We start from the raw sequence: 21,812 nt of genomic DNA, 5'->3' as shown, positions 1-21,812 counted from the left end.
CTACGGTGGTGGGTCGCCGGTCTCAGGCCACGGTGACGTGCGGCGCCCCGGGGAGGGCCCCGTCCGCCGTCATGGCATCGGCGATCTTCAGTGCTTCCTCGATGAGGGTCTCCACGATCTTCGACTCCGGCACGGTCTTGATGACCTCGCCCTTGACGAAGATCTGCCCCTTGCCGTTGCCCGAGGCGACACCCAGGTCGGCCTCACGGGCCTCACCCGGACCGTTGACGACGCAGCCCATCACCGCGACGCGCAGCGGCACCTCCATGCCCTCCAGGCCGGCGCTGACCTGGTCGGCGAGCTTGTACACGTCCACCTGCGCACGACCGCAGGACGGGCAGGAGACGATCTCCAGGCGGCGCTGGCGCAGGCCCAGGGACTCCAGGATCTGCATGCCGACCTTGATCTCCTCCGCCGGCGGCGCCGACAGCGAGACGCGGATGGTGTCGCCGATGCCCTCCGACAGCAGCGCACCGAACGCCACCGCGGACTTGATCGTGCCCTGGAACGCCGGGCCGGCCTCGGTCACGCCCAGGTGCAGCGGGTAGTCGCACTGCGCCGCCAGCTGACGGTACGCATTGACCATCACCACCGGGTCGTTGTGCTTGACCGAGATCTTGATGTCGCGGAAACCGTGCTCCTCGAAGAGCGAGGCCTCCCACAGCGCCGACTCCACCAGCGCCTCGGGCGTCGCCTTGCCGTACTTCTGCAGCAGGCGGCGGTCCAGCGACCCCGCGTTCACGCCGATACGGATCGGGGTGCCCGCGTCGGAGGCCGCCTTGGCGATCTCCTTGACCTTGTCGTCGAACTGCTTGATGTTGCCCGGGTTCACACGGACCGCGGCGCAGCCGGCGTCGATCGCGGCGAAGACGTACTTCGGCTGGAAGTGGATGTCCGCGATGACAGGGATCTGCGACTTCTTCGCGATGACGGGGAGCGCGTCCGCGTCGTCCTGCGTGGGGCAGGCCACACGCACGATCTGGCAGCCCGACGCCGTCAGCTCCGCGATCTGCTGGAGCGTGGCGCCGATGTCCGACGTTCTGGTCGTGGTCATCGACTGCACCGAAACGGGCGCGTCACCGCCCACGGCGACCGGCCCGACCTGGATGCGCCGCGAGGGGCGGCGCACCGCGAGCGGCCGGGCCGGCACGCCGGGGAGCCCGAGGGACACGGGTCCCGCGGAGGCCACGGCCGTCAGCTCCGGTTCCCGGCGACGCTCTCGCGGGCCGCGCGGATCGACTCCTTCAGCGACCCCATGGTGGCGAGGACGGCCGTCGGCTCGTATCCGCAGTGGGCCATGCAGTTGTCGCAGCGCGGGTCCTTGCCGCGGCCGTACTTGTCCCAGTCGGTCTCCTCGATCAGCTCCCGGTACGTCGGGACGTAGCCGTCGCTCATCAGATAGCAGGGGCGCTGCCATCCGAAGAGGGAGTAGTTGGGGATCGCCCAGGCGGTGCAGGAGAAGTCGACCTTGCCCTCCAGGAAGTCCAGGAACAGGGGGCTGTGGTTGAGCCGCCAGCGCGCCCGGTTCCCCCCGGAGAAGGCCTTCTTGAAGAGCTCCCGGGTCTGCTCGACCCCCAGGAAGTGGTCCTGGTCGGGAGCCTTCTCGTAGGCGTAGGCGGGCGAGATCATCATCTCGTCGACCTTGAGCTCGTCATTGAGGAAGTTGAGCACCTCGACGATGGTCTGCGGGGTGTCGGTGTTGAAGAAGGTCGAGTTGGTGGTGACCCGGAAGCCGCGCCGCTTGGCCTCCTTGATGGCCTCCACCGCCTCGTCGAAGACGCCCTCCTTCGCGACCGACTCGTCGTGCCGCTCGCGCAGCCCGTCGATGTGCACCGCGAACGCGAAGTAGGGGGACGGGGTGAACTTGTCCATCTTCTTGCGCAGGAGCATGGCGTTGGTGCAAAGGAAGACATACTTCCGCTTCGCCACCAGCTGGCGCACGATCTCGTGGATCTGCGGATGCATCAGAGGCTCGCCGCCCGCGATGGAGACCATCGGCGCCCCGGACTCCAGCACGGCGCCGACGGCCTGTGCGACCGGCATGCGCTGCTTGAGCACCCCGGCGGGGTGCTGGATCTTCCCGCACCCCTCGCACTTGAGATTGCAGGCGAAAAGCGGTTCCAGCTCGACGATCAGCGGGAACTTCTCGCGCTTCCTGAGCTTCTGTTCAAAAAGGTACGTTCCCACCCGGATGGACTGGCGGAGTGGCATGGCCATCTGGCTCACCTCCTGGGGAGCAGTAAAGAACGGTGCCATTCGATAAAAGCCGGGAGGACGGTGCGCAGAACCCGGAAAGCCGATATTCCACCGCGCAACGTCCCGATTCGGACGAGTTCATGCTCTGGAGCGTCCACGACCACCCGGACGGCCGCAACCGGGCGCGGACCCGCGCGCACGGCGCTTCGGAGTGTGGCCGCGGACTCCATGTCCACGGCGAGCGCGCCCGCGGCGTGCAGGGCGGCCCGCTCCGCGCCGCGCACGACGTGGTCCGAGCCGACGAGGGGCCCGGTGTGGATGACGCGCCGGGGCACGGCACGGGCGAGCTCCTTGGCGAGCAGCTCGACGCCCGAGCACTCGGTGCTGCCCGTGCGGTCCCGGGTCTCGTCGGCGACGACCAGGTCGCCGGGGTGCATCCCCGGGGCCAGGCCGGCGCAGAAGCCCGTGGCGACGACCGCGGCCTCGCGCATCGCCGGGTCGCGCAGGGCGCGGGTGACGGCATGGTCCGCGGCCTGCGGTCCCATGCCGGTCCGCAGAACGGTCACGGGCCCGGCCGCACCGCCCGGGCCGCCCCCGCGCAGGGCGAGGCGCTCGATGCCGAGCGCGCAGGCGACCAGCAGCGGTGCGGGGCCGGGACTGCCCGTGCCGTTCGTCATCACGCCTCCAGGCGGTCGGGGGTGAACAGCTCCCCGTGCACGTAGCGGCCGAGGGCCGTGACGGGGAAGACCTGCCGGTAGAGGTGGTAGTTGATGGAGAAGTCCCAGGGGAATCCGGTGCCGGTGAAGTGCGGCTCGTCCCAGGACCCGTCCGCGCGCTGGGTCTCCACCAGCCAGGCGACGCCCCGCTCCACGGCCTTGCCCTCCCGCTCGCCGGCGGCGAGCAGGGCCATCAGGGCCCAGGCCGTCTGGGAGGCGGTGGAGGCGCCGCGCCCGATCCACTCGGGGTCGCGGTAGGAGCGCAGGTCCTCGCCCCAGCCGCCGTCGTCGTTCTGCACGCCCTCCAGCCAGCGCACGGCCCGGCGGACCGCCGCGTGCGAGGCGGGGATGCCGGCCGCGACGAGGGCGGGCACCACCGACCCGGTGCCGTAGACGTAGTTGACGCCCCAGCGGCCGAACCAGGCGCCGCTCTCCTCCTGTTCGGCCAGCAGCCACTCGATGCCGCGCCGCGTGCGCGGGTCGTGCCGCTCGCCGAGGAAGGCGAGCATCTCGACGACGTGCGCGGTGACGTCGGCGGACGGCGGGTCGACGACCTCGCCGAAGTCGCAGAAGGGCAGCCGGTTGGGCAGCGTGCTGGTGTTGTCCGCGTCGAAGGCGCCCCAGGCGCCGTTCTTCGACTGCATGCCCAGGTTCCAGCGGGCGGCGCGCCGGACGGCCGTCTCCACGCGCGCGGGCTCGGGGTGCCGGACCCGCTTGAGGGCCAGCACGACCTCGGCCGTGTCGTCGATGTCGGGGTAGGTGTCGTTGTGGAACTCGAAGGCCCAGCCGCCCGGGGTCAGACCGGGGCGGCGCACCGCCCAGTCGCCGGTGCGGTGGATCTGCTCGTCCAGCATCCAGTCGGCGGCCTTGACCAGCGCCGGGTGGTCGGGCGCCACTCCGGCGTCCGCGAGGGCGATGGTGGCCAGGCAGGTGTCCCACACCGGGGACTGGCAGGCCTCGATCATGCGGCTGCCGTCCTCGCGCCACACGGCGAAACGGTCCAGCGACTTGAGCCCCTCGCGCAGCACGGGGTGGTCCAGGTCGTAGCCGAGGAGGTGCAGGGCGATGATCGAGTAGACGGCGGGGGGCTGGATGCCGCCCCAGCAGCCGTCGTTCTCCTGACGCTCGATGATCCAGCGGGCGGCCGAGTCGAGCGCGAGGCGGCGCAGGCGGCCCAGCGGGAACCGGCGGTAGTGGTGCAGGGCCTTGTCGAGCCGCTGGAAGACGCCGTCCCAGCTGGCGGCCGGGGCGAGCGGGCGCGGCGGGTTCGGCCGGGCCGGGTCGGCGTGCAGCTCGTCGAGCGCGAAGGGCGCGGGGCGCACGGGGCGCTTCGCGGAGACGACGGTCAGGGGCACGATGGTCTGCCGGGCCCACTGGCCGAAGTCGTAGAGGTTCAGGGGGAACCACTTCGGCAGGAACATGATCTCGGGCGGCAGTTCGGGGAGGTCCTCCCACTTCCACCAGCCGAAGAGGGCGAGCCAGATGCGGGTGAAGACCCGGGAGGTGGCGATGCCGCCCTGCTCGCGGATCCATGCGGAGGCGGCGGCCATGTGCGGGGCGTCGGGGGCGTCCCCGGCGAGCCGCAGGGCGACGTAGGCCTCGATGGTGGTGGAGAGCTCGCCGGGCCCGCCGAGGAAGGTGGCCCAGGTGCCGTCCGGGCGCTGCTCGGAGCGGATGTGGAGCGCGGCGGCGCGGGTGGTCTTCTCGTCCTGGACGCCGAGGAACTGACGGAGCAGCAGGTCTTCGGCGTCCATGGTGACGTTGGTCTCCAGGTCGCCCTTCCACCACCCCTGCTCGTCCTGACGGGAGAGGAGGTGATCGACCGCGCGGGCCGTGGCCCGCTCGGCGGCGGCGAGTGCGCCGGGCGCCTCACCCTCCTGGAGCGGGGGCCGTGCCGTGCCCTGTGCAGTGTGCTGTTGCGCTGTGGTGCTGTCGGTGGCCGCGGCAGCGCGGGGCGGCAGGGCCCCGGTGCTTCCGTCGGTCGTCGCTGTCATGGTTTCCCCTTTTTTGCAGTGAGCTTCCTTCTCTGCCTTCCTGGGGGCTCCGTCGGCCGGCGCCGCAACACTGGCGCCGGCCGGCGACCGCGATCTGCTAGATCGGGTGAATAGGAATCATCTCTTTCGTACGACGACGAAGTCGGCGAGCGCCACCAGTTGGGCTCGGACTTCTGCGGGCATGTCAACTCGGTCGAGGGCGGCGATCGCGGTCGCGTGCTGGCGGCGGGCCTCCTGGGAGGTCCACTCCCGGCCGCCCGCCTCTTCGATCAACATCGCGCGGCTGGCGAATTCTTCCTCGTCGAAGTCGGCGAGCTGGGCGTCGCTGAGCTTGGCGTCGGCCGCGAGGATCTCCGCGAGCCGCTCGGAGGCGGAGCCGCCGGCGTCGAGGGCCGCGACCACCGGCAGCGACTTCTTGCGCTGGCGCAGGTCGCTCCAGGTCTGCTTGCCGGTGGCCTCCGGGTCGCCCCAGATGCCGAGCAGGTCGTCCACCGCCTGGAAGGCGAGGCCGAGGTGGTAGCCGTAGGCCTCCAGGGTGTCGGCCGTGTGGTCGTCGGCGCCGCCCAGGACGGCGCCGATGGAGACCGCGCAGGCGAGGAGGGCGCCGGTCTTGTTGCCCTCCATCTCCAGGCACTCCTCGACGGTGACCCGCTCGCGGTGCTCGTAGGAGATGTCCTGCGCCTGGCCGTCGATCAGCTTGCGGGTGGCGGTGGTCAGCCGCCGGGTGGCGCGGCCGGCCTCGACGGTGCCGAGCTCCAGCAGGATCTCGTTGGCGAGCGCGAAGAGGGCGTCGCCGACGAGGATGGCCTGCTCGGGCCCGTACACCTTCCAGACGGTGTCGCGGTGGCGGCGCTGTTCGTCGCCGTCCATCAGGTCGTCGTGCAGCAGGGAGAAGTTGTGCACGAGCTCCACGGCGACCGCGCCGGGGATGCCCACCTCCGGGGCGCGTCCGGCGGCCTCGGCCGAGAGCAGGGCGAGCGCGGGCCGGACGGCCTTGCCGCTGTCGCCGTGCGCCGGCCGTCCCTCGGCGTCGATCCAGCCGAAGTGGTAGGCGGCGACGGTGTCCATGGGCGGCGCGAGCCGGTCCACGGCGGCACGCAGCACCGGCGTGGCAAGCGTCCGTCCCCGCTCCAGCATGGCGTTGACGCCTGCAGTGTCGACAGCTGGGATCGCCGAAGTCACGGTCTCTCCTCTGGTGGTCGTGCTCGTGCGCGGCCCGGTCCGGGCACGCGACGCTTCATGGCTCGCCTCGGTCATACCGCCTCCCGCAAGGGGCTCTCGTGCGGTCGGCCGAGCTCGGAGAGTGCGGCACCCGCGGCGTGGACACCGCTGCGCACGGCGCCCTCCATGGTCGCGGGCCAGCCGGTGGCGGTCCACGCGCCGGCCAGGTACAGGCCGGGCGTGTTCGTGCGGGCGGTCGGCCGCAGCCGGCCGACGCCCGGGGTGGGGGCGAACGTCGCTGTACGCTCCCGGGTCACGAAGAAGTCCCGGACGCCGGCGCCGCGTGCGGCGGGCAACAGCCGTTCCAGCTCGGGAAGATAGCGGGCCCGCAGCTCGGCCACGGGCCGGTCGATGTCGTCCTGCGCCGCCGACTGCGAGACGGCCAGGTACTGGCAGCCTTCCCGGTCCTCTCCCCCCGCCGCGAGGCCGGAGGAGTCCGTGCGGTCGAAGACCCACTGCACGGGCGAGCCCAGCGCGGTGAAGAACGGCTGCCGCAGGACCTTGCGGTCGTAGACGACGTGGAGGTTGAGGATGGGGGCGGTGCCGATCTCCAGCAGCCGGCCCGGCTCGTCCAGGGCGCCGTCGGGCAGCAGGGCGTGGGTCTCGCGCTGCGGCAGGGCGAGCACGACCGTGCCGGCCGTGAGCCGCTCGGCCGTGCCGGGGCCCGTCTCGGCGTCGACCTGCCAGAGGCCGTCCGCGGCGCGGCCGACGCCGGTGGCGCGGGTGCGCAGCAGGGTGCGCACGCCGGCCTTGTCGAGGGCGGCGCGGGCGCGGGTGTCGTGCAGCTCGCCGAGGGGGACGTGCGCCCAGCCGATGTCGGCGGCGCCGGGCTCGGTGAGCAGCGCGGTCTTGAAGACCATGGCGGCGAGGCCGAGCGAGGACTCGCCGGCCGTGGCGTTGAGCGTGGCCACGCCGATCAGGTCCCACAGCGCCTCGACGGTGCGGGCGGACTGGCCGTGGCGCCGCAGCCAGCTCGCGAAGTCCGTGCCGTCGAGGGCGGGGTCCTGCGGGTCGAGGCCGCGCAGGGCCAGCGCGGCGCGGCCCACCTGGGCGCGCTCGGCGAGCGAGAGGTGCGGGTACGTGGCTAGGCTCGCGGCCAGGTGCAGGGGGACGGGCAGGCCGGTGCGGCGCAGCCGGCCGAGGCGGGGCCTGCCGGAGGGGTGGCCGACGTCGAGGACGGGCACGTCGAGCCGGTCCTGCAGGGGTGCGAGGTGCAGCGCGTCGATCCGGTCGAGGAACGAGCTGTAGGCGGTGCAGCAGCGCAGGTAGACGTGCTGGCCGTTGTCGACGGTGAGGTCGCCGCGGCGGAAGGAGAAGGCGAGGCCGCCGAGCCGGGGCCGCCCCTCCAGGAGGGTGACGCGCACGCCGGCGTCGGCGAGCTCCAGCGCGGCCGTGATGCCGGCGAGCCCGCCGCCGACGACCACCGCGCGGGCGGCCGGGGCGCCGTCCCCGTCGGTGGGGCCTCGGCCGGGCCCGGTTGTCGTGGCTGTCATGTGCCCACCCCTTCGGCTGCTCTCAGGGACGTTTTCGCAGGGCGGAGGGTTGCGCGCCGTTTGCCGGCCCGGAACAGGGGCATCAAGCGCGCCCCCCGGCGGTCCGCCGGTGGACGCTGCGGGCGTCGAGTCCGGACAGGCCGCGCACGGCGACGTAGACCTTCTCCCGGCCGGGCAGGGAGACCCGGCCGCGCAGGACCGCCTCGGGGTCCTCGGCGATCCGGTCGAGCAGCCGGCGGTAGATGCCGGCCATGGCGGCGACGCAGGCGCCGCTGCGCCGGTCCAGCATGGGCAGCAGGCGGGTGCCCTCGGCGAAGAGGGCGCGGGCGCGCCGGACCTCGAAGTGGACGAGGCCGGTGAAGTCGGCGCCGGCCGGGGGCCTGGCGGAGTGGAAGCCGTCGGCGCAGCCGAACTTCGCGAGGTCGTCGGAGGGCAGGTAGGTGCGGCCGTTGGCCGCGTCCTCGCGGACGTCGCGCAGGATGTTGGTGAGCTGCAGCGCCAGGCCGAGCGTATCGGCGTACTCCGAGGCGCGCGCGGCGTCGCGCGCGCCGGGCACGGTGCCGAACACGCCGAGGGAGAGCCGGCCGATGGCACCCGCGACGCACCGGCAGTACACCGCGAGGTCGTCCCAGGTCTCGTACGACTCGCCGCGTACGTCCATCTGAACGCCGTCGATGAGTTCGTCCAGCCCGCCGAGCGGGATGGGGAAGCGGCGCGCGGCATGGCTGAGCGCGACGGCCACCGGGTCGGTGTCGTCCTCCGCGATCCGGCCCTCCCGGATCCGCGCGAGCAGCTCGCGCGTCTCCTCCAGCCGGCGGTGCTTGTCGACCGCGTCCAGCGGCCCGTCCCCGATGTCGTCGACACGCCGTGAGAAGGCGTACAGCGCCGACATGGCGCGCCGCTTGGCGGTCGGCAGGAGCCGGATGCCGTAGCTGAAGTTGCCCGCCTGCTGCCCGGTGACCGCCTCGCAGTAGCTGTACGCGGCGAGCACCGGTGCGGACGCTTCCTGCGATCCGTTCACTGTCCCGCTCACCCCTCTCTTCGCAGTGTCGCTCCCACCTCGCGCAGCAGGCTGAGCTTGGTGGGCTTGGGCGGTCCGGGCAGTACGTCGTGTCCTGCGGCGGCGACCGCGCGGAGCGCGGCCCTCCCCCCGCCCACGAACCCCGCGAGCAACAGCTTCAACCTGCCGTGGACGCTACCCACCAGGAGGGTGCCTTCATTCAGCAGTTCCCCGGCGCGTTGCCCTTCGTACGCGACCAGGGCGCGCAACGACGCGCCGCCGGTCGGGCGCGCGAGGTCGGCCTCGGTGACGTGGAAGCGCTTCATGTCCTCGGCCGGGAGGTAGACGCGGTCGCGTCCCAGGTCCTCGGTGACGTCCTGCAGGTGTTCCACGATCTGCAGCCCGGTGCAGACCGCGTCCGAGCGGCGGATCCGCTCGGGGCTGGCGGTGCCGGTGATGCCCAGGACGAGGCGGCCGACGGGGTTCGCGGACAGCTCGCAGTAGGCGAGCAGATCGTCGTACGTACCGTAGCGGCGGACGCGCTGGTCCTGCCGGTTGGCCTCGATCAGCCCCAGGAAGGGCTCCGGGGTCAGGCCGCACCGGCGCACGGTGGGCCGCAGGCGGCGCAGCAGCGGGTGGCGCGGGCCGGTGCCGGAGCGGTCGAAGACGCGCCGCAGGTCCGCCTCGAAGGCGTCCAGCATCGCGAGCCGGTCCTCACTCGTGTCGGCCCGCGTCCCCGCGAGCCCCAGCAGCTGCGCGTCGCGCCCGCCGGGGGCGAGGTCGCCGTCGCCGATGTCGTCGACGAGGCGGGCGTACCCGTAGACGGCCATGAGGTCGTCCCGCCAGGTGCGCGGCAGGAAGAAGGGTGCCACGGGGAAGTTCTCGTGCGCGGACTTGTCGAGCACGGCGCGCTCGTGCGCGTCCGTCCCCGCCGTCACCGCGGGCTGCCCGGACCGGGGACGGCGTGCACGCCTCGGGGCTGGAGAGTATCCGTAGCCATTGCCGTCACATCTCCCGTTCTACACTGCCGACCCAGAACATCCTATTTCGGACACGCCGCAGGGTAGACACCCCCTTCGGCGCCCCCTGCTCCCCCTTCGGCACCCACTGTCCCGCCGTATCCGACGCCGTCTCCGGAGCCGCGGATACACCGGTATCGCACGCTTCGCCGCAAATCAGCACGGTACAGCGTACGCCGCACACCTGTCCGACGCGCGGCCGGGTAGGTGCTTGATCCATACAATGCCACGCGAGCAACGAATCAACCCTGCCAATAAGCCAGTTGATCGTTACGGAAAGGTCAAGGCCCTCACCGGAGCGCACCGGCGAGGGCCCGCGGGAACCGGCCCGCGCCGGCCCGTACGGCGCCTAGCGGGCCGTCTCCTTCTCGTAGGCCCGGACCACTTCCTCGGTCGGGCCGTCCATGAGCAGCTGTCCGTGCTCGAGCCACAGCACACGGTCGCAGGTGTCCCGGATCGACCTGTTGTTGTGACTGACGAGGAAGACCGTGCCCGCCTGCTTGCGCAGCTCGCGGATGCGGGCCTCGGAGCGCTTCTGGAACGAGCGGTCACCGGTGGCCAGCGCCTCGTCGATCATCAGCACGTCGTGGTCCTTGGCCGCGGCGATGGAGAACCGCAGCCGGGCCGCCATGCCGGACGAGTAGGTCCGCATGGGCAGCGTGATGAAGTCGCCCTTCTCGTTGATCCCGGAGAAGTCGACGATGCCCTGGTAGCGCTCGTGGATCTGCTCGCGCGACATCCCCATGGCCAGACCGCCGAGCATCACGTTCTTCTCGCCCGTGAGGTCGTTCATCATGGCCGCGTTCACGCCCAGCAGCGAGGGCTGGCCGTCGGTGTAGACCTTGCCGCGCTCGGTGGGCAGCAGCCCGGCGATGGCCTTGAGGAGGGTGGACTTGCCGGAGCCGTTGGAGCCGATCAGGCCGATCGCCTCGCCGCGGTAGGCGGTGAAGCTCACTCCCTTGACGGCGTGCACCTCGCGCACACCGGCCCCCGGCTTGCGCTTGACGATGCGGTTCAGGGCGGCGGTCGCACTGCCCCGGCCGGTGTTGCCGCCGTAGACGCGGTAGACGATGTGCACGTCCTCCGCGATCACGGTGGGCACCCGGGCGGCGGTCTCTGCGGACTTCCCGGTGGGGTCCGCGGTGGGGTTCTGTTCAGCCACGGCCGTACTGCTCCTCAGCCTTCCAGAAGTACACGAAGCCGCCGGCGCCGACCACGACCGCCCAGCCGACCGCCAGCAGCCACACGTGCGGCGGCAGGTGGATGTGGCTGTGGTCGTCGATCAGGGACCAGCGCATCAGGTCGATGTAGACGGCGGCCGGGTTGGCGCTGAGCACGTCGATGACCCACTTCGGCGCGTGGGTCTTCTCCAGCGCCTCGACCATGTTGTACATCACGCCGGACGCGTACATCCACGTCCGCGTGATGAACGGCAGCAGCTGCGCCAGGTCGGGCGTCTTGCTGCCCGCCCGGGCCATGACCATCGCCAGGCCGGTGTTGAAGAGGAACTGCAGCACCAGGACGGGGACGATCAGCGCCCAGGACGGATCGGGCATGTGCCCGAAGCCGAGGAGGAAGAGGAACAGCACGCACATCGACAGCAGCAGCTGCTGGAGCTGCTGCATCGCGAAGGAGATCGGCAGGGCCGCCCGCGGGAAGTGCAGGGCGCGCACCAGGCCCAGGTTGCCCGAGATGGACCGCACGCCGGCCAGCGCCGAGCTCTGGGTGAAGGTGAAGACGAAGACGCCGGTCACCAGGAAGGGGATGTAGGTGGCGATCCCCATGCCCTTGGACTGCTGCATCAGCAGACCGAAGATCAGCAGGTACACGCCGGCGTTCAGCAGCGGCGTCGCCACCTGCCAGACCTGGCCCAGCTTGGCCTGGCTGTACTGGGCCGTCATCTTGGCCCGGGAGAACGCGACGATGAAATGCCGCCGCGCCCACAGCTGCCGGGCGTACTCCGGCAGGCTCGGCCGGGCCCCGCTGACCGCGAGACCGTACTTCTTGGCCAGCTCGGCGGCGGACAGTCCGTCGTCGGGCGATGGCGGGGCACTCATGGCGACCGCACTGTCGTGCGTTGTCTCGCTCACAGTTGACACTTTCGTCCTCAAGGTGCGCTGCCGGGGGCTCGCCCCGGTCCGCGCCCGATGCTCATAGACAAGAGCTTGTCAGATCACGGGAGGCCGACCCAGCCGGGTCAGGCGCCACACGGTACGCCACTTCATGGGGCGCCGTGGACCACAGGGAGTCGTCCAGCCCTCCTTGAAGCCCCCGAACCAGGCCCGCAGCGCGGGCAGGGACGGCCGCCGGGCCAGGGTGAGCAGCAGCCACACCCCGAGGTAGACCGGGACCAGCGGGGCGGGGAGGTTGCGCCGGGCGAGCCAGACGCGGTTGCGGGCGACCATGCGGTGGTAGACCGCGTGGCGGCTCGGCGCCGTCGTCGGGTGGTGCAGCACCATGTCCGAGCGGTAGTCGATCATCCAGCCCGCGTCGAGGGCCCGCCAGGCGAGGTCGGTCTCCTCGTGCGCGTAGAAGAACTCGTCCGGCAGCCCGCCGACCTCGGCGAAGACCCGGGTGCGGACCGCGTTGGCGCCGCCGAGGAAGGTGGTCACCCGCGAGGAGCGCATCGGGTCGGAGGCGCGCAGCCGCGGCACGTGGCGGCGCTGGGTGACGCCCGTGTCGGGATCGGCGATCCGGAAGCTGATGATGCCGAGCTTGGGATCGGCGGCGAACGCCTGCCGGCACAGCTCGGCGGTGTCCTGGCCGGGCAGCAGGCCGTCGTCGTCCAGGAACAGCATGACGTCGACCTCGCGCCCGGCGGGCCCGAACGCCTCGATGCCCACGTTGCGCCCGGCCGGGATGCCGACGTTCTCCGACAGCTCGACGGTGCGCACGGCCAGGCCGGGGACGGCGATCGGCGGCAGCGGGGAGCCGTTGCCGACGACGACGACCTCGATCGGGTCGCCGTCCTGCTTGGCGACCGACTCCAGCAGGGCGCGCAGCTCCGCGGGGCGGTTGCCCATGGTGAGGACAACCGCGCCGACCTTGGCCGAAGGGGCGGAGGAAGCGTTCATCGGAGCCTGCTCGACGCGAGGATGGACACGAGGTGCAGCACAGTCTGCAGCACCGCGACGGCGGCGAGCAGGACCACCGCGACACGGGTGAACAGCAGGTCTCCGTGGACGAAGTCCGCGATGCCGGCCACCAGGATCACCAGCGACGCCTCGACGCCGCCGACCAGCCGGTGGAACTTCAGCGCGGCCGCGGCCCTGCGGGCCAGGGCCATGCCCGAGGAGCGCGGCGTGGCCGCGGAGTCCTCGGCGGCCGCCATGCCGCTGCGGGCACGGGCCACGTCGACCAGGTCCGTCTCCGCCTTGATCAGGATGGCGCCGAGCGCGGCCAGCGTGCCCAGGAACGCCCACTGCCACTGCGTGGCCGCGCCGTCCTCGTGCAGGACGTCCGCCGCACGGATGCCGAAGCCGACCAGGAGGGCCGCCTCGGAGAGGTAGTGGCCCACCCGGTCGAGGTAGACGCCGGTCGTGGAGGTGACCTTGCGCCAGCGCGCGAGCTCGCCGTCCACGCAGTCCAGCAGCAGGTACAGCTGGATGAGCAGCGCACCGAGGATCGCCCCGGTGAGGCCCGGGATCACCAGGGCCGCGCCCGCCGCGATGCCGGCCAGGATCATCAGGCCCGTGTACTGGTTGGGCGTGAGCCTGGTGTTCAGCAGGACCCGGGTGCAGCGCAGGGAGATCTCGCGCATGTACAGGCGCCCGGCCCAGTGCTCGCCGCTGCGCCGGTCCTTCAGCCCGCCGGGGTGGACGACCGGGCGGAGTTCAGCTAGTGACGGTTTTGGCATAGTCGGCGTAAGCGTCCCTGATCTGGTCGGTGGAGAGCGCGAGGTGCTCCAGGATCGTGTAGCGGCCGGGGCGGGTCTGCGGCGCGTACTCCACGGCCGTGACGAACTCCTCGGCGCTGAAGCCGATCTCCTGCGGCAGCACGGGCAGGCCGTGCCGGCGCAGCACCTCGACCATCAGCGCGGACTCCTCGCGGGCACCGCGCAGGTGCATCGCGAAGGCCGCGCCGAGGCCGCACTGCTCGCCGTGGCTGGCCGCCCGCTTGGGGAAGAGCAGGTCGAAGGCGTGGTTGATCTCGTGGCAGGCGCCGGAGGCGGGGCGGCTGTCGCCGGCCACCGACATGGCGATGCCGGTGAGCACCAGGCCCTCGGCGAGCACCTGCAGGAAGCCGTCGTCGCCGACGCCGCCGGGGTGGCGCAGCACGGCCTCGCCGGCCTGCCGGGCCATGGCGGCGGCCAGGCCGTCGATGTCCTCGCCGCGCTCGCGGGCGGCGAGCTCCCAGTCCGCCACAGCGGAGATGTTGGAGATCGCGTCGCCGATGCCGGAGCGCACGAAGCGGACCGGGGCCTCACGGATGACGTCGAGGTCGATGACCACGGCGATGGGGTTGGGCACGCCGTACGAGCCGCGGCCCGCGTCGTTGTCCAGCGTCGCGACCGGCGAGCACAGGCCGTCGTGCGAGAGGTTGGTCGCGACGGCCACCAGGGGCAGGCCGATGCGCGCGGCGGCGTACTTCGCACAGTCGATGATCTTGCCGCCGCCGAGGCCCACCACGGCGTCGTAGTGGCCGGACTTCATCGCGTCGGCCAGCTTGATGGCGTCGTCCAGCGTGCCGCCGCCCACCTCGTACCACGAGGCGCCGGGCAGCGCCGGGGCGAGCCGCTCGCGCAGCACCGCCCCGGAGCCGCCGCTGATGGCGACGGCCAGCTTGCCGGAGCTGGAGATCCGCTGATCGGCGAGGACGCTCGCCAGATCGTTGAGGGCTCCGGCCCGGATGTCGACGACGACCGGCGAGGGGATGAGCCTCGTCAGTACTGGCACGCGATCCCCCGGCCCTTGGCGAGGTCGTCGTGGTTGTCGATCTCGACCCACTGGACATCGCCGATGGGCGCCACGTCGATCTTGAAGCCGCGGTTGACGAGCTCCTGGTAGCCGTCCTCGTAGTAGAGGTCGGGGTCGCGCTCGAAGGTGACCTTGAGGGCGTCGGCCAGGTCGGCGGCGGCCTCGCCCTCGATCAGGGTGACGCCGATGTACTCGCCGGTGGCCTCGGCCGGGTCCATCAGCTTGGTGATCTTCTGGACGCCCTTGTCGGGGTCCACGACGACCTTCATCTCCTCGTCGGCGAGCTGCTTCACCGTGTCGAGGGCGAGGATGATCTTCTGGCCGTTGCCGCGGGCGGCGAGCAGGGTCTTCTCGACGGAGACCGGGTGCACGGTGTCACCGTTGGCGAGGATCACGCCGTCCTTGAGGGCGTCCCGGCCGCACCACAGGGAGTAGGCGTTGTTCCACTCCTCGGCCTTGTCGTTGTCGATCAGGGTGAGGCTCAGGCCGTACTTGGCCTCCAGGGCCTCCTTGCGGGCGTACACGGCCTCCTTGCGGTAGCCCACGATGATCGCGACCTCGGTCAGACCGATCTCGGCGAAGTTGGCCAGGGTGAGGTCGAGGATGGTGGTGTCACCGTCCACCGGCACCAGGGCCTTGGGCAGAGTGTCGGTGTAGGGACGCAGACGCCGTCCGGCGCCGGCGGCCAGCACGAGGCCGATCATGCGGGTTCTCCTGTTTCGTCGTGTACTGCGGGTGCCCCGGAGGACACCCAGAAGCGGATGCTCTCGCTGAGCACCACGAGGGCGATGGCGGCCGCGAGGACCGTCAGCGCGATGGTGAAACCTCGGCCGTGCCACAGGGCGGCCGCGATGGTGACCGCCAGGACGCGACCCTCGTGTCCGCCGATCGCCCGCACCAGCAGGTGCGGGGGCGCGCCGGTGCCGCCGCGGATGCGGTACACCGTGTCGTAGTGATGGTAGGCGACCGCGGCCACCAGGCCGAAAGCTGCAGGAAGGGCCCCCGGGGCGCCCGACTGCGCGGCCAGCCCCAGGATGATGCCGTACTCCGCACCGCGGAAGATCGGCGGGACCAGCCAGTCGAGGGGGCCCTTGAGGGGCTGGGCGACGGCGACGCCGGCGAGGATCGCGTAGACCGCGGCCTGCAGGACGGCCCGCCAGGTCCCGCCGCTGCCGGTGACCAGCGGGCCGAGGAGCAGGCTGGCGGCGGCGAGGACGGCCCAGAAGGGTGCGCTGTAGGCGCGGCCGGGCACCGTGCGGCCGAGGCTGCCCGCCGCGGCCTCGGCGATCGGGCCGGAGTCGGCGAGGTCCGCCAGCGCCTGTGCGGCGCGGTCGGTCCGCTTCGCCTTGCGGGTCAGGGAGCGCAGGACGCGGCCCGCGGTGGTGTAGCAGGCGGCGAAGGCGCAGCCGATCAGCAGCACGTAGAAGACGGTGCGGGGCGTGGTGAGCGCGGTGAGGACCGCGATCAGCGCCCAGCGCTCGCCGATGGGCAGCACGATCATGCGGCGGACCCAGACCGTCCAGCCGACGCTGTCGAGGCGCCCGGAGAGGGCGGCCGTCGGGCTCGTGTTGGCCGTGGCGTCGTGGTTCGCCTCGTTGAAGGCGAAGTCGACGACGTGCCGGCAGGTCATGAGGACCATCGCGCCGAGCGCGAGCGCCCACACGTCGTCGTGGCCGCCGCCGCGGGACGCTCCGAGGGCCAGGCCCGCGTAGAAGGCGTACTCCTTGGCGCGGTCGAAGGTCGCGTCGAGCCAGGCGCCGAGCGTGGAGTACTGCAGGGAGTAGCGGGCGAGCTGGCCGTCGGTGCAGTCGAGGACGAACGAGAAGAGCAGCAGCGCGCCGGCGGCGACGAAGCCGCCGCGGGTGCCGGTCGCCGCGCAGCCGGCCGCGATCAGCGCGGTCAGCAGGGACGCGGTGGTGACCTGGTTGGGGGTGAGGCCCCGGCGGGCGCACCAGCGCGCGAGGTAGCGCGAGTACGGGCTGATGCAGAAGGTGGTGAAGAACCCGTCGCGGGACTTCACGGCGTTGCGCAGGCGCACGGCCTCGTCGTCGACGGCCCCGACCTCGGCGAGGGTCTTCGCCCGCGCGTCGTCCCCGTCCGGCACGGCCGCGACGAGCACGCCGAGCTCGGGCCGGTGCACGGGCACGCCGTCGGCTTCCAGCCGGGCGGCGACGATGCCGGGCAGGCTCCCGACGGCCGGGGCCCGACCGGCGCCGGAAAGCGCGGAACCGGCAGGCTCTCCCGCTCGCGCGGAGGCCGGCCCGTCCGCCCCGGACGGGCGGCGCCCGGGCTCGGCCGAGTCGGTGGGCTCCCCCGCCGCGGCGGGGGAAGCGGGTCCCTGGCCGGCCGGGCCGGTGCCCGTGATCGCCCTGAGCGCGTGCGTCAGTGACGCACGCGCGCCCGGCTGGGCGGTGAGTGCGCCCTCGACCGCGGCGGCCGGGAAGCGGGGGTCGGTCAGGGCCAGCCGCAGGGCGTGCACGTGACCCACGAAGCCGGGGTCCACCAGAGCGACGCGCTCGGTGGCCGGGACGGCGGCCAGCGCCCCTGCGGCGTCCTCCGTCACGCGGACGTCGAAGCCGAGGGACCGCAGGTCCTCCTCAAGGAAGGAGCCGGCGGGCGGCGTACCGGTGAGGATGGCGGTCGACAGACGAACTCACTCCTTGCGGCTGACATGGCCGCCCCGGGGCCGCGGGACGCGGCGGGCGGCAGTCGTGCCGGCGACCCCGGCGGGGGCGGCACGTCGGCAGAGGCTATCGGATCACCGGAAGGCCCCGTTCACCGCACGTGCACCCCGCCGACGACAGGGGGCCCGCCACAGTCAGGACGAGCGGGCGGCACGCGTGGTTCCGGACCGGAGCGTGAGGGACCGCACGGCGGGTGCGGGGGTCGGGTGAACGAAACCGGACGGCCGCCCGGCCTGCACTAGGGTGCCGGTCATGACATGGCTGATCACAGGCGGTGCCGGATACATCGGGTCGCACGTCGCCCGGGCGATGACGCAGGCCGGCGAGCGGGTCGCCGTGCTGGACGACCTGTCCGCGGGCGTGGCCGAGCGGCTGCCCGCGGACTGCGTGCTGGTGCGGGGCTCGGTGCTGGACCGCGAGCTGCTCGACCGTACGTTCGCGGAGCTGGGCGTGACGGGCGTGGTGCACCTGGCGGCGAAGAAGCAGGTCGGGGAGTCGGTGGAGAAGCCGCTCCTCTACTACCGGGAGAACCTGCACGGGCTGACCGTGCTGCTGGAGGCGGCGGTCGCCGCCGGGGTGCACAGCTTCGTGTACTCCTCCTCCGCGGCCGTCTACGGCATGCCGGATGTGGACCTCGTCACGGAGGACACGCCGTGCGCGCCGATCAACCCGTACGGCGAGACCAAGCTGGCCGGCGAGTGGCTGGTGCGGGCCACCGGCAAGGCGCACGGCCTGTCCACGGCGTGCCTGCGCTACTTCAACGTGGCGGGCGCCGCGGTGCCGGAGCTCGCGGACACCGGGATCTTCAACATCATCCCGATGATGTTCGACCGGCTCACCCGGGGCGAGGCCCCGCGCATCTTCGGTGACGACTACGCCACGCCGGACGGCACCTGCGTGCGCGACTACATCCACATCGAGGACCTGGCCACCGCGCACCTGGCTGCCGCCCGCCGGCTGGCCGAGCGGACGGAGCCGGGCGACCTGACGCTGAACGTGGGCACGGGGCAGGGCGTCTCGGTGCGGGAGATGGCCGACCTGATCGCCGAGGTGACCGGCCGCACGGAGCCGGCGCCCCTGCTGGAGCCGCGCCGTCCGGGTGATCCGGCGCGTGTCGTGGCGTCGAACGAGCTGATCGCGAAGGAGCTCGGCTGGAGCCCCGCGCACGACGTGCGCAGCATGGTCGCTTCCGCGTGGGAGGGCTGGTGCCTGCACCACCCGGAGGCCCGGCAGGCTCTTCCGCGCGGCTGACGCGGGCCGCCCAAGGGTGATCGCCGCAGGTCGGCGAGGTGGGCATCGTCGCAGGTCAGAGCACATGACAACGGTGTTCAGTGCCGCGTTGCCCGATACCCCCCGCCCGTAGTTCACTGGGTGCCCGGACGGCAGGAGCCGGCCGGGCGGGCACCCGTTTCTTAAGGCGGCATTCATGGGCGCAGGACACGATCACGGTCACTCGCACGGAGGACCCCCGCCGGGCACGACCGGCACGGCGGCCGCGGCCTACAAGGGGCGGCTCAGGATCGCCCTGGGCATCACGCTCACCGTGCTGCTGGCCTACGTCGTCGGCAGCGCGCTGACCGGTTCGCTGGCGCTGTTCGCCGAGGCGGGTCACATGGCGACGGATGCGGTGGGCGTCTCGATGGCACTGCTGGCGATCCACTTCGCCAACCGCCCGGCGTCGAGCCGGCGCACCTACGGCTACGCCCGGGCCGAGATCCTCGCGGCGCTGCTGAACTGCCTGCTGCTGCTCGGCGTGGGCGGCTTCATCCTCTTCGAGGCGATCGAGCGGCTGGCGAACCCGACGGAGGTGCCGGGCGGGCAGACGGTCGTCTTCGGTCTCGTGGGCGTGGTCGCCAACGGGATCTCGCTGGCGCTGCTGATGCGGGGGCAGAAGGAGAGCCTCAATGTGCGCGGGGCGTTCCTGGAGGTGCTCTCGGACGCGCTGGGTTCGCTCGCCGTGGTGCTCTCGGCGCTGGTGATCATGGCCACGGGCTGGACGCAGGCGGACCCGATCGCCTCGCTGCTGATCGCGGTGATGATCGTGCCGCGCACGGTCAAGCTGCTGCGGGAGGCGCTGGACGTCCTGCTGGAGGCGGCTCCCCGGAACGTCGACATGGACGAGATCCGGTCACACATCATGGCGCTGCCCGGGGTGCAGGACCTGCACGACCTCCATGTGTGGACGATCACATCCGGAATGCCGGTGCTCTCCGCCCACGTCGTGGTCGATCACCTGGCCCTGGACTCCACCGGGCACGAGAAAATGCTGCACGACCTGCAGGGCTGCCTCGGCGAGCACTTCGACGTGGAGCACTGCACCTTCCAGCTGGAGCCCAGCGGCCATGCGGAGCACGAGGCGAAGCTCTGTCATTGACGCCCCTGCCGGGTACGGCAGACTTGAGGGTCGAAGACCGACAACGAGGATGGTCAATGCCGATCACACCAGCCAATGGCCTCTCCGCCGACACCGCTGCGGCCCCCTCCCAGGAGGAGTCAGCCGAACCGATCATGCTGGAGCTGGTCGACGAGGACGGCAGAACCATCGGCACGGCGGAGAAGCTCTCCGCCCACATCGCCCCCGGCAGACTGCACCGGGCCTTCTCGGTCTTCCTCTTCGACGACGAGGGCCGGCTGCTGCTGCAGCGGCGGGCGCTGGAGAAGTACCACTCCCCCGGTGTGTGGTCGAACACGTGCTGCGGTCACCCGTATCCCGGTGAGCCCCCGTTCGTGGCGGCGGCCCGTCGCACGGGCGAGGAGCTGGGGATCGCGCCCGCGCTGCTGCGCGAGGCCGGAACCGTGCGCTACAACCACCCCGACCCGGCCTCGGGCCTGGTCGAGCAGGAGTACAACCACCTCTTCGTGGGAATCGTGCGGGCCGAGCCGCGCCCGGCCCCGGAGGAGATCGCGGAGACCGCGTTCGTGACCCCGGCCGAGCTGGACGCGCTGCGGGCGCGCCTGCCCTTCTCGGCGTGGTTCATGACGGTGCTGGATGCGGCGCGCCCCGTGGTGCGCGAGATCACCGGGGACGCGGCGGGCTGGTAGGCGCGGGGAGCGGCAGGGCGGCCCAGACCACCTTGCCGCCGCTCGCGGTGTGCTCGACGTCGCACATGCCGCCGGCTTCGTCGGAGATGGTCTTGACCAGCAGCAGTCCGCGGCCGCCGATGCGCTCGTCGTCCGCCTCCAGGGGCTTGGGCCGGTAGGGGTGGTCGTCCTCGACGGCCACCCGGATCCAGTGCCGCCCGATGGAGACCTCCACGGCCACCTCGGGCGAGAGCAGTGCGGCGTGCTGGACGGCGTTGGTGACCAGCTCCGAGACGATCAGCAGCAGCCCCTGCAGCAGATCCTCGCAGAGCGGCACGCGCTGGTGCCGGAGGAGGTCGCGCACGGCGTGCCGCGCACGGGGGACTGAGGAGTGCAGCGCGGGAGCGGTGAACCGCCAGGCTCCGTCGAACTCGACCGGGCGCCGGGGTGGGGCCTGCCCCGGATCGGGCGGGACGCTCCCGAGGATTTCCATGTCCGATACCAACCCCTCACCATGGTCGACCGCAACCACGAGTGTTGGGAAGATGAGGGTCCGTACCGGCGGGGTGACCACAAATCAGCGGCTATCGACGGAGTTTGATCGTGTGCGTATGCCACGGTCACTGACGCGACTGATCCTGGCCGCCCTGTTCCACGCTCCATGAACGATCCGGAGCGTTTCGTTCCACCCCGGCGCCCGGGGAACCCGCCGGCGCCTCCGGCGGGCCCGGATAGCATCCGGCGCATGGAACCCGCACTTCACCTGGACGTCGCCGACGGCGTCGCGACGGTCCGCATCGCCAACCCCGCCAAGCGCAACGCCATGACCACGGACATGTGGCGGTCCCTGCCGGAACTGCTGGCGCGGTGCGCCGGCGACCCGGACGTGCGGGTGCTGGTGCTCACCGGCGAGGGCGGCACGTTCTGCGCGGGCGCCGACATCTCCACCCTGACCGAGGGCGCCGAGCGCTCGCGGGACCTCGCGATCGCGGCCGAGGAGGCGCTGGCGGCCTTCCCCAAGCCCACGCTCGCGGCCGTGCAAGGCCATTGCGTGGGCGGCGGCTGCCAGCTGGCGGCCGCGTGCGACCTGCGGTTCGCCGCCGAGGACGCGTCCTTCGGGGTGACCCCGGCGAAGCTGGGGATCGTCTACGGGGCCTCCTCCACGCGGCGGCTGGTGGAGCTGACCGGCCCCTCGGCGGCCAAGTACCTCCTCTTCTCCGGCGAGTTGATCGATGCCGCGCGGGCACTGCGGACGGGCCTGGTGGACGAGGTGTGGCCGCCGGAGGCGCTGGAGAAGCGGGTGGCGGAGTTCGCACAGGTGCTGGCCTCGCGCTCGCTGCTGACGCAGGCCGCGGCGAAGGAGTTCGCCGCGGGCCCCGCGACCCCGGAGCGGCTCGCGCACTGGGCGGAGCAGGAGCGCGGCAGCGGCGACACCGCGGAGGGCGTCGCCGCCTTCCTGGAGCGCAGGCGGCCGCGGTTCGCCTGGGCCGCGGCCGGGGACGGGCGGCCGGACCCCCGCACCGGCCTTCCCGTCTCCGGCCGCTAGGCCGCC

Annotated in this window: 20 protein-coding genes; 4 read left to right on the top strand and 16 right to left on the bottom strand. The window is 72.3% G+C overall.

Annotated elements, in window-relative coordinates:
- Positions 1-22 precede the first annotated feature (22 nt).
- The 15 genes from ispG to AS857_RS09030 form a co-directional block, all read right to left on the bottom strand.
- The gene (gene ispG / locus AS857_RS09100) at positions 23-1,189 is read right to left on the bottom strand and encodes a flavodoxin-dependent (E)-4-hydroxy-3-methylbut-2-enyl-diphosphate synthase (protein WP_420823924.1); all 1,167 of its coding nucleotides are present in this window, start codon (positions 1,187-1,189) and stop codon (positions 23-25) included.
- Positions 1,190-1,194: 5 nt separating this feature from the next.
- The gene (gene hpnH, locus AS857_RS09095) at positions 1,195-2,217 is read right to left on the bottom strand and encodes an adenosyl-hopene transferase HpnH (RefSeq protein WP_058042620.1); all 1,023 of its coding nucleotides are present in this window, start codon (positions 2,215-2,217) and stop codon (positions 1,195-1,197) included.
- Positions 2,218-2,222: 5 nt separating this feature from the next.
- Positions 2,223-2,873 carry a phosphorylase family protein gene (locus AS857_RS09090; protein ID WP_058042619.1) on the bottom strand — a complete coding sequence of 217 codons (651 nt, stop codon included), beginning with the start codon at positions 2,871-2,873 and terminating at the stop codon, positions 2,223-2,225.
- On the bottom strand, positions 2,873-4,906 hold the full coding sequence (gene shc, locus AS857_RS09085) for a squalene--hopene cyclase (protein WP_058042618.1): 2,034 nt from the start codon (positions 4,904-4,906) through the stop codon (positions 2,873-2,875). The genes AS857_RS09090 and shc overlap by 1 nt, the downstream gene beginning before the upstream one ends.
- Before the next feature lie 117 nt (positions 4,907-5,023).
- A complete protein-coding gene (locus tag AS857_RS09080; protein ID WP_173864765.1) occupies positions 5,024-6,043 on the bottom strand; it encodes a polyprenyl synthetase family protein in 1,020 nt (339 codons plus the stop codon).
- Positions 6,044-6,159: 116 nt separating this feature from the next.
- A complete protein-coding gene (hpnE, locus tag AS857_RS09075; protein WP_058042616.1) occupies positions 6,160-7,620 on the bottom strand; it encodes a hydroxysqualene dehydroxylase HpnE in 1,461 nt (486 codons plus the stop codon).
- An 82-nt stretch (positions 7,621-7,702) separates the two neighbouring features.
- Positions 7,703-8,653, bottom strand: a complete 951-nt coding sequence (hpnD, locus tag AS857_RS09070) for a presqualene diphosphate synthase HpnD (protein WP_058042615.1) — start codon at positions 8,651-8,653, stop codon at positions 7,703-7,705.
- The gene (gene hpnC, locus AS857_RS09065; RefSeq protein WP_173864764.1) at positions 8,650-9,525 is read right to left on the bottom strand and encodes a squalene synthase HpnC; all 876 of its coding nucleotides are present in this window, start codon (positions 9,523-9,525) and stop codon (positions 8,650-8,652) included. Before hpnC ends, hpnD begins: the two co-directional genes overlap by 4 nt.
- Positions 9,526-9,988: 463 nt before the next feature.
- Complete coding sequence (locus AS857_RS09060) at positions 9,989-10,801, bottom strand: ABC transporter ATP-binding protein (protein ID WP_173864738.1); 813 nt, start codon at positions 10,799-10,801, stop codon at positions 9,989-9,991.
- The gene (locus AS857_RS09055) at positions 10,794-11,729 is read right to left on the bottom strand and encodes an ABC transporter permease (protein ID WP_058042612.1); all 936 of its coding nucleotides are present in this window, start codon (positions 11,727-11,729) and stop codon (positions 10,794-10,796) included. The genes AS857_RS09060 and AS857_RS09055 overlap by 8 nt, the downstream gene beginning before the upstream one ends.
- A gap of 78 nt (positions 11,730-11,807) precedes the next feature.
- Complete coding sequence (locus AS857_RS09050; RefSeq protein ID WP_058042611.1) at positions 11,808-12,713, bottom strand: glycosyltransferase family 2 protein; 906 nt, start codon at positions 12,711-12,713, stop codon at positions 11,808-11,810.
- The gene (locus AS857_RS09045) at positions 12,710-13,495 is read right to left on the bottom strand and encodes a CDP-alcohol phosphatidyltransferase family protein (RefSeq protein ID WP_079110420.1); all 786 of its coding nucleotides are present in this window, start codon (positions 13,493-13,495) and stop codon (positions 12,710-12,712) included. Before AS857_RS09045 ends, AS857_RS09050 begins: the two co-directional genes overlap by 4 nt.
- Entirely contained in the window at positions 13,473-14,534 is a 1,062-nt protein-coding gene (locus AS857_RS09040; RefSeq protein WP_058042609.1) for an iron-containing alcohol dehydrogenase family protein, read from the bottom strand. The genes AS857_RS09045 and AS857_RS09040 overlap by 23 nt, the downstream gene beginning before the upstream one ends.
- Positions 14,522-15,259 carry a phosphocholine cytidylyltransferase family protein gene (locus AS857_RS09035; RefSeq protein WP_058042608.1) on the bottom strand — a complete coding sequence of 246 codons (738 nt, stop codon included), beginning with the start codon at positions 15,257-15,259 and terminating at the stop codon, positions 14,522-14,524. The genes AS857_RS09040 and AS857_RS09035 overlap by 13 nt, the downstream gene beginning before the upstream one ends.
- A complete protein-coding gene (locus AS857_RS09030) occupies positions 15,256-17,202 on the bottom strand; it encodes a DUF5941 domain-containing protein (protein WP_079110189.1) in 1,947 nt (648 codons plus the stop codon). The genes AS857_RS09035 and AS857_RS09030 overlap by 4 nt, the downstream gene beginning before the upstream one ends.
- A 289-nt stretch (positions 17,203-17,491) precedes the next feature.
- On the opposite strand from AS857_RS09030, the gene galE reads away from it, so the two are divergent.
- From galE to idi, 3 genes are all read left to right on the top strand, one after another.
- On the top strand, positions 17,492-18,490 hold the full coding sequence (gene galE / locus AS857_RS09025) for a UDP-glucose 4-epimerase GalE (RefSeq protein ID WP_058044015.1): 999 nt from the start codon (positions 17,492-17,494) through the stop codon (positions 18,488-18,490).
- Between the two features lie 175 nt (positions 18,491-18,665).
- Positions 18,666-19,613, top strand: a complete 948-nt coding sequence (locus AS857_RS09020) for a cation diffusion facilitator family transporter (RefSeq protein ID WP_058042606.1) — start codon at positions 18,666-18,668, stop codon at positions 19,611-19,613.
- 56 nt (positions 19,614-19,669) lie between these two features.
- Complete coding sequence (idi, locus tag AS857_RS09015; RefSeq protein WP_058042605.1) at positions 19,670-20,281, top strand: isopentenyl-diphosphate Delta-isomerase; 612 nt, start codon at positions 19,670-19,672, stop codon at positions 20,279-20,281.
- Here the strand turns inward: idi and AS857_RS09010 are convergent.
- A complete protein-coding gene (locus tag AS857_RS09010) occupies positions 20,256-20,753 on the bottom strand; it encodes an ATP-binding protein (protein WP_058042604.1) in 498 nt (165 codons plus the stop codon). The genes idi and AS857_RS09010 overlap by 26 nt on opposite strands.
- Before the next feature lie 252 nt (positions 20,754-21,005).
- On the opposite strand from AS857_RS09010, the gene AS857_RS09005 reads away from it, so the two are divergent.
- A complete protein-coding gene (locus AS857_RS09005) occupies positions 21,006-21,806 on the top strand; it encodes an enoyl-CoA hydratase/isomerase family protein (protein WP_058042603.1) in 801 nt (266 codons plus the stop codon).
- The last annotated feature ends 6 nt before the right edge of the window (positions 21,807-21,812 follow it).

Source organism: Streptomyces roseifaciens (assembly GCF_001445655.1).
Lineage (GTDB): Bacteria > Actinomycetota > Actinomycetes > Streptomycetales > Streptomycetaceae > Streptomyces > Streptomyces aureoversilis.
The sequence above is the reverse complement of the archived record's forward strand: the minus strand, read 5'-3'. Positions and strand labels throughout refer to the sequence as shown.

Bases quoted from the DNA above. Each gene is read 5' to 3' on its own strand.
- AS857_RS09020 (WP_058042606.1), top strand. From the start codon at position 18,666: ATGGGCGCAGGACACGATCACGGTCACTCGCACGGAGGACCCCCGCCG.
- AS857_RS09005 (WP_058042603.1), top strand. From the start codon at position 21,006: ATGGAACCCGCACTTCACCTGGACGTCGCCGACGGCGTCGCGACGGTC.
- shc (WP_058042618.1), bottom strand. From the start codon at position 4,906: ATGACAGCGACGACCGACGGAAGCACCGGGGCCCTGCCGCCCCGCGCT.
- AS857_RS09045 (WP_079110420.1), bottom strand. From the start codon at position 13,495: ATGCCAAAACCGTCACTAGCTGAACTCCGCCCGGTCGTCCACCCCGGC.
- AS857_RS09080 (WP_173864765.1), bottom strand. From the start codon at position 6,043: ATGCTGGAGCGGGGACGGACGCTTGCCACGCCGGTGCTGCGTGCCGCC.
- idi (WP_058042605.1), top strand. From the start codon at position 19,670: ATGCCGATCACACCAGCCAATGGCCTCTCCGCCGACACCGCTGCGGCC.
- AS857_RS09035 (WP_058042608.1), bottom strand. From the start codon at position 15,259: ATGATCGGCCTCGTGCTGGCCGCCGGCGCCGGACGGCGTCTGCGTCCC.
- AS857_RS09010 (WP_058042604.1), bottom strand. From the start codon at position 20,753: ATGGAAATCCTCGGGAGCGTCCCGCCCGATCCGGGGCAGGCCCCACCC.
- AS857_RS09050 (WP_058042611.1), bottom strand. From the start codon at position 12,713: ATGAACGCTTCCTCCGCCCCTTCGGCCAAGGTCGGCGCGGTTGTCCTC.
- hpnH (WP_058042620.1), bottom strand. From the start codon at position 2,217: ATGGCCATGCCACTCCGCCAGTCCATCCGGGTGGGAACGTACCTTTTT.
- AS857_RS09090 (WP_058042619.1), bottom strand. From the start codon at position 2,873: ATGACGAACGGCACGGGCAGTCCCGGCCCCGCACCGCTGCTGGTCGCC.
- hpnE (WP_058042616.1), bottom strand. From the start codon at position 7,620: ATGACAGCCACGACAACCGGGCCCGGCCGAGGCCCCACCGACGGGGAC.
- galE (WP_058044015.1), top strand. From the start codon at position 17,492: ATGACATGGCTGATCACAGGCGGTGCCGGATACATCGGGTCGCACGTC.